The organism is Arthrobacter sp. SPT-J7, assembly GCF_059089965.1.
The window spans coordinates 1-5,408 of record NZ_JBNHFF010000215.1; the positions used below are offsets into that span (position 1 = coordinate 1).

A 5,408-nucleotide genomic window follows, 5' to 3' on the forward strand; every position below is an offset into this window, starting at 1 on the left:
GCCAGTATCCGCATCACGCCGCAGTAAATCCGGAGCTGTTTTGCCGCCGTCCTTAACCGTTCCGGTGCCGTTTCTGGACCCGGCTGTTATGCCGGATAACGGCGCCGGAAAGTCGAAACAGCGCCGGCCACCCGAGGGGGGTGTCCGGCGCTGTTTTTCGTACGGAAGTTTCAGCCTTCGCAGTCGCGGCAGTACTTCATGCCGTTCTTTTCGCGGGCCACCTGGGACCGGTGGCGGACCAGGAAGCATGAGGAGCAGGTGAACTCGTCTGACTGCTCCGGGACAACAATGACGGTCAGTTCCTCATTGGAAAGGTCGGCGCCGGGCAGGTCGATACCCTCGGCCGTGTCATTTTCATCGACGTCGATTACTGCAGTCTGCGCATTGCCCCCACGTGAGGCCTGCAGTGCCTCCAGGGAATCCGCTGGAGACTCTTCTTCTTGCTTGCGTGGAGCATCGTAATCGGTAGCCATTGCCTGTTCACTTTCGTTGCTGCACAGCGCCATTTCAGGCACCTCAGTGAAGCAGTTTAGGTCATTATGCCCTTACGCGCGCAAAAGTGTGTTCAACCAGACATTCCGCCTGGTTCCGCCGCGGAATCCAGGTGCTTTTCCCGGGCGTGATCAGCTCCAACGGCCACGCCGCTGAGGGCCGGCAGCCAACCCCACCGCGTCGCATCTGCCATGGCATCTGCTGCCCTGCCGGGTGTGTCGCAGTAAAAGGTATCCGCGAACCAGGCCCGGATGCGGGACGGAAAGTGAGCTGTCATACCCCGACCGTACTCAGCCAATGTTTTGGCTTGGTTTCGTCCCCGCCTCGCGGACGTTAATCCCGCACCTGGTCAGCCTTTGCCGTTTGCAATCCGCGCCCGCCGGGCACCAAAAAAGAACCTATTGACCGGCCTGCGGAAGTGCTCCTAAACTCCGGGCATCGGGATTCCCGGTGAATCTTTTCGCCCTTTGACCCGGAAGCATCAGCGATGGCTACAGCTCATCAACACGACCCGGAACGTGACGTCCGGCAGTCACTGCATGAGTTGCGTGGGCGGCTGCAGGGACCCTTGATCGAGCCGCAGGATCCGCTGTATGAGGAAGCCCGGGCGGTATGGAACGGCATGGTCGATCTCCACCCACGCGCCATCGCAAGGGCTGGAGCAGTCTCGGACATCGATGTGGTTCTGGATACTGCGCGGCGCAGCGGGCTGGCGCTGGCGGTCCGCGGCGGCGGGCACAACATTGCCGGCCACGGCACTGTTGAGGGTGGCCTGGTCCTTGACCTGGGATCGCTCAGGGCTGTCCAGGTGGACGTTGAAAGCCGGCTTGTCACCGTTGAACCGGGAGCTACCCTGGCTGATGTGGACCGTGCCACGGCCGCGCATGGGCTGGCTGTCCCCTTGGGGGTCATCAGCGGGACCGGGGTGGCAGGACTCACCCTTGGCGGCGGGGTGGGCTGGTTGACCAGAACCGGAGGCCTGAGCCTGGACAACCTCGAAGCCGCCGACATCGTCACCGCAGCGGGCGAGCACCTGCATGCCAGCAATGGCGAAAACGCCGAATTGTTCTGGGGGCTGCGCGGCGGCGGCGGGAACTTCGGCGTCGTATCCTCGTTCACGTTCCGTGCCCGTCCCCTGCCGGCGGCTCCCTTGGGCGGCAATCTCTTCTACCGTCAACAGCACTGGAAGAGCGCCCTGCTTGCCTTCGACACGTGGACCCGGGACTTGCCCGATGAGATGAATCCAATCGTCTCCTTCCTGGTCTTCCCGCCCGATTTCGGAATGGGTGATGAAGCCTGGATGATCCTCGGTTTCGCCTGGGCGGGCGACGACCACCAAGCCGGCCTAAACCTCGTTGACCAACTCCGTGCCGTTGCTCCGCCTGATGAAGAGGAGGTGGGACCGACGTCGTGGCTGGACTGGCAAAGCGCCATGGACGCAGTGTTCCCCAAAGGCTCGCGAGGCTACTGGAAGAACGTGTCCTTCTCCCGGCTGGACGAGGAGGTGGCCGACGTTGTGGTCGGGTTCGCCTCGGAACTGGCGTGGCACGGTACCGGCATCGACATCCACCATCTGGAGGGCGCCTTCGGGCGGGTCCCAGAAGAGGCAACGGCGTTTCCGAACCGGTCGGCGCGTTACTGGCTGAACGTTTACGGGTTCTGGCGTGACGCGGCCGAGGACGAACGGCTGACCGCCTTCGCCCGCAAGGCCTACGCCTTGATGCGGCCCTTCGCGGAGCAGGGCGAATATGTCAACTTCCTGGGCGCCGAGCTGGGAATCAAGGAGGCGGACGCCGCACGCAATGCCTACGGCCAGGACAAATACCAGCGCCTCGTGGCACTCAAGGACCGCTATGATCCGCAGAATCTCCTGCGCCTGAACCACAACATCCCGCCGACGAGTGCGTAAAGATCCCTCAGGACCGACATCCATTCGGAGCCCCCTGTCGGATTCGAACCGACGACCCCCGCTTTACAAGAGCGGTGCTCTGGCCAACTGAGCTAAGGAGGCGTGCCCTTGCGGGCGGCGCCTGAACGGCGCTAGATAAGGGTAGCCCAAGTCCTCCCGGTGGTAAAAACGCCGTCCGCGGCCTCGGCATGGCGATAGCGGGCAAAGGAAAGGCCCGCCTCCGAAAAAGTCCGGAAGCGGGCCCTGTGCTGACAGTCTGGACTGCCGGGAGCGTCTGTCAGGCCTTGGCGTCGATCGCTGCCTGGATCTCAGCGTTCAGGTCGGTTGCTCCGTCCCACTGCTTGCCGTCGATGAAGACGGTCGGCGTGCCGGTAATGCCGCTGTTCGCCGCCAGCTCGGTGGAGTACTTCACATAAGGACGGAAGGTCTTGTCATCCACGCAGCTGTTGATGTCCGCACCGATGTCGCTGGCCAGGGACTTCAGCTTGTCGTCGGAAAGTCCGGCTCCGCCTTCAGCGGGCTGGTTTTCAAAGAGAACGTTGACGTATTCGGCGTATTTTTCCGGCGCCTTGTCCGCTACGCAGGCCGCGGCGTTGGCAGAGCGCGAGGAGTAGTTGGTGGTGGACTGTCGGTCCAGGAAGCCCAGCGGACGGTACTCCATGCTGATCTTGCCTTCATTACGGAGCGTAGTGAGGGCTTCGTTGTAGGTGTTTTCGAACCGCAGGCAGACGGGGCAAATGAAGTCGATGTAGGCGATGACCTTTACGGGCTGGCCGGCTTCGGCCTCGGCACCCGGCGCCACTACGGGGCTGGGCTGTGCGTCCGGCTTGGCCGGGAGGTTGGCCATGTCCACCGTCGCCGGGTCTGTCTTCTTGACTTCCGTGTTGGCCAGGAGGGTCACACCTCCATGGACGTTGGCGTTTGCCGGCACCGGGCCCTGGTCCGCAATGGGAGTGTTCTGCCGGATGCTGGTGGTCACTACCAGCGCGATCACCGCAAGGATGGCCACCACGGCCGCCACGATGCCCCACCCGATCAGCAGCTTGTTGCGCTTGTCCTTTTTCAGCTGGGCTTCACGGATCAGCCGCGCTTTTTCGCGGGCCTCCGCGGTTCGCTCAGCTTTGGACTTACGTACTTCGTTTGCGGGGCTCATGTGTTCCTTGGGTCGATCGACGAGGGGGACCATTTCGTGGCAACCCCATCATTTTAGGGGAGAAACCTGCGAGCTTGCCCGTTCAAGTATTCTTCCGATTGACCAACGGACGAATAGCACGGAAGATTCCGTCCCGTTAGGGTGGGCAGAGAGCCACAAGCAAACCCCAGGGGGCCGCAATGCAAACACCCGTCCAGGAAAAACCTGCCACCGCAGCCGGACCCGGCGCCGCCGGCAGCGGCGACACCAAGTATGACTTCATGGTGGTTTCGAACAGACTGCCGGTTGACCGCTCCGCGCCTGGTGAAGGCGACGACGGTTCCGGGTGGCGCCGGTCCCCCGGCGGCCTTGTCACCGCCCTGGCACCGATGATGACCAAGACCGACGGCGCGTGGGTAGGTTGGCACGGCGCTCCTGACGAGACGGTGGAACCGTTCAGCCACGGCGGCATGGACCTGGTTCCGGTCCAGCTCAGTGCCGACGATGTAGAGCTTTACTACGAGGGTTTCTCCAACGCAACCCTGTGGCCGCTCTACCATGACGTCATCGCCCCGCCCGAGTTCCACCGCACATGGTGGGACGCCTACCGCACGGTCAACAGAAGGTTCGCCGACGCCGTCGTACGCCATGCTGACAAAGCTGCCACGGTGTGGATCCAGGACTACCAGCTGCAGCTGGTGCCGCGAATGCTCCGGGAGGAGCGGCCGGACCTCCGGATCGGCTTCTTCAACCACATCCCGTTCCCCCCGCCGGAGATCTTCGCCCAGCTGCCCTGGCGCCAAGCCATCATCGACGGCCTCCTCGGCGCCGACCTGGTGGGCTTCCAGCGGCCCAGCGACGCCGGCAACTTCATGCGCTCGGCCCGCCGCTTCCTGGGCGCCAGCGTCAAGCAGCAGCAGGTGCACGTTAAAGGCCATGACGGGGAAATCACACACATCGCCCGGGCCCAGGCGTTCCCCATCTCCATCGACGTCCAACAGATTACCGAGCTGGCCCAAAAACCCGAGATCATTGAGCGGGCACGCCAGATCCGCCAGGACTTGGGCAATCCGAAAACAATCCTGCTCGGCGTGGACCGCCTCGACTACACCAAAGGCATCCGGCACAGGCTCAAGGCGTTCGAAGAACTCCTGGCGGACGGCAAGCTGTCCGTCGGTGATGCCACCCTGATCCAGGTAGCCAGCCCCAGCCGCGAGCGCGTTGAACAGTACCGGCTCCTGCGCGAGGAAGTGGAGGGCACGGTGGGCCACATCAACGGCACCTACGACACCCTGGAGAACACAGCAGTCCGCTACCTGCACCACAGCTACCCCGTGGAGGAGATGGTGGCCCTGTACCTGGCAGCGGACGTCATGCTGGTGACCGCCCTGCGGGACGGCATGAACCTGGTGGCAAAGGAGTATGTCACCGCGCGGACCAACAATGACGGCGCCCTGGTGCTCAGCGAGTTCGCCGGCGCCGCCGATCAGCTCAAGCAGGCCCTGCTGATGAATCCCCATGACATCGATGGCTTGAAGAGCGCGATCATGCGGGCTGTGGAGCTCCCGCCCCGGGATGCCTCCCGGCGGATGCGGGCCATGCGCAAGCAGATCCTCGAGCACGACGTGGACTACTGGTCTGCCGAGTTCCTGCGGGCCCTTGAGGAGAAGGCGGTCCGTGATGACTCCTGACGGCCAGGCCGGCAACGGCAAGTTGGCACTGACACCGGAGCTACGCGAGGCCCTTCGGCGCATCGCTGCGACGGATCATTTGCTGGTGGCCATGGACTTCGACGGCACCATGGCTCCCATTGTGGGCCACGCCGACGACGCCCGGCCCCTTCCCCGGGCGGCCACGGCGTTCGCCGGCCTCGCC

General features: G+C 63.6%; 4 protein-coding genes, 1 tRNA gene and 1 pseudogene. 3 read left to right on the plus strand and 3 right to left on the minus strand.

Going from position 1 to position 5,408, the window contains the following annotated elements:
* Positions 1 to 170 precede the first annotated feature (170 nt).
* Positions 171 to 473 carry a DUF4193 domain-containing protein gene (locus tag AC5RWX_RS29610; RefSeq protein ID WP_066280293.1) on the minus strand — a complete coding sequence of 101 codons (303 nt, stop codon included), beginning with the start codon at positions 471 to 473 and terminating at the stop codon, positions 171 to 173.
* Between the two features lie 506 nt (positions 474 to 979).
* On the opposite strand from AC5RWX_RS29610, the gene AC5RWX_RS29615 reads away from it, so the two are divergent.
* Positions 980 to 2,401 (plus strand): FAD-binding oxidoreductase, encoded by a 1,422-nt coding sequence (locus AC5RWX_RS29615; protein WP_494099796.1) that lies wholly within the window; start codon positions 980 to 982, stop codon positions 2,399 to 2,401.
* Between the two features lie 28 nt (positions 2,402 to 2,429).
* Here AC5RWX_RS29615 and AC5RWX_RS29620 read toward each other — a convergent pair.
* Both AC5RWX_RS29620 and AC5RWX_RS29625 read right to left on the minus strand, forming a co-directional pair.
* Positions 2,430 to 2,503 (minus strand) — tRNA-Thr (locus AC5RWX_RS29620).
* 175 nt (positions 2,504 to 2,678) lie between these two features.
* A complete protein-coding gene (locus AC5RWX_RS29625; protein ID WP_494099797.1) occupies positions 2,679 to 3,554 on the minus strand; it encodes a DsbA family protein in 876 nt (291 codons plus the stop codon).
* 179 nt (positions 3,555 to 3,733) lie between these two features.
* Here AC5RWX_RS29625 and AC5RWX_RS29630 point away from each other — a divergent pair, with 179 nt between their 5' ends.
* Entirely contained in the window at positions 3,734 to 5,224 is a 1,491-nt protein-coding gene (locus AC5RWX_RS29630) for an alpha,alpha-trehalose-phosphate synthase (UDP-forming) (RefSeq protein WP_494099798.1), read from the plus strand.
* Positions 5,214 to 5,408: pseudogene (locus tag AC5RWX_RS29635) on the plus strand (trehalose-phosphatase); the annotation flags it as partial. The gene AC5RWX_RS29630 and the pseudogene AC5RWX_RS29635, both read left to right, overlap by 11 nt.

Coding starts and splice junctions, on each gene's coding strand:
- AC5RWX_RS29625 (WP_494099797.1), bottom strand. CDS start 3,554: ATGAGCCCCGCAAACGAAGTACGTAAGTCCAAAGCTGAGCGAACCGCG.
- AC5RWX_RS29630 (WP_494099798.1), top strand. CDS start 3,734: ATGCAAACACCCGTCCAGGAAAAACCTGCCACCGCAGCCGGACCCGGC.
- AC5RWX_RS29610 (WP_066280293.1), bottom strand. CDS start 473: ATGGCTACCGATTACGATGCTCCACGCAAGCAAGAAGAAGAGTCTCCA.
- AC5RWX_RS29615 (WP_494099796.1), top strand. CDS start 980: ATGGCTACAGCTCATCAACACGACCCGGAACGTGACGTCCGGCAGTCA.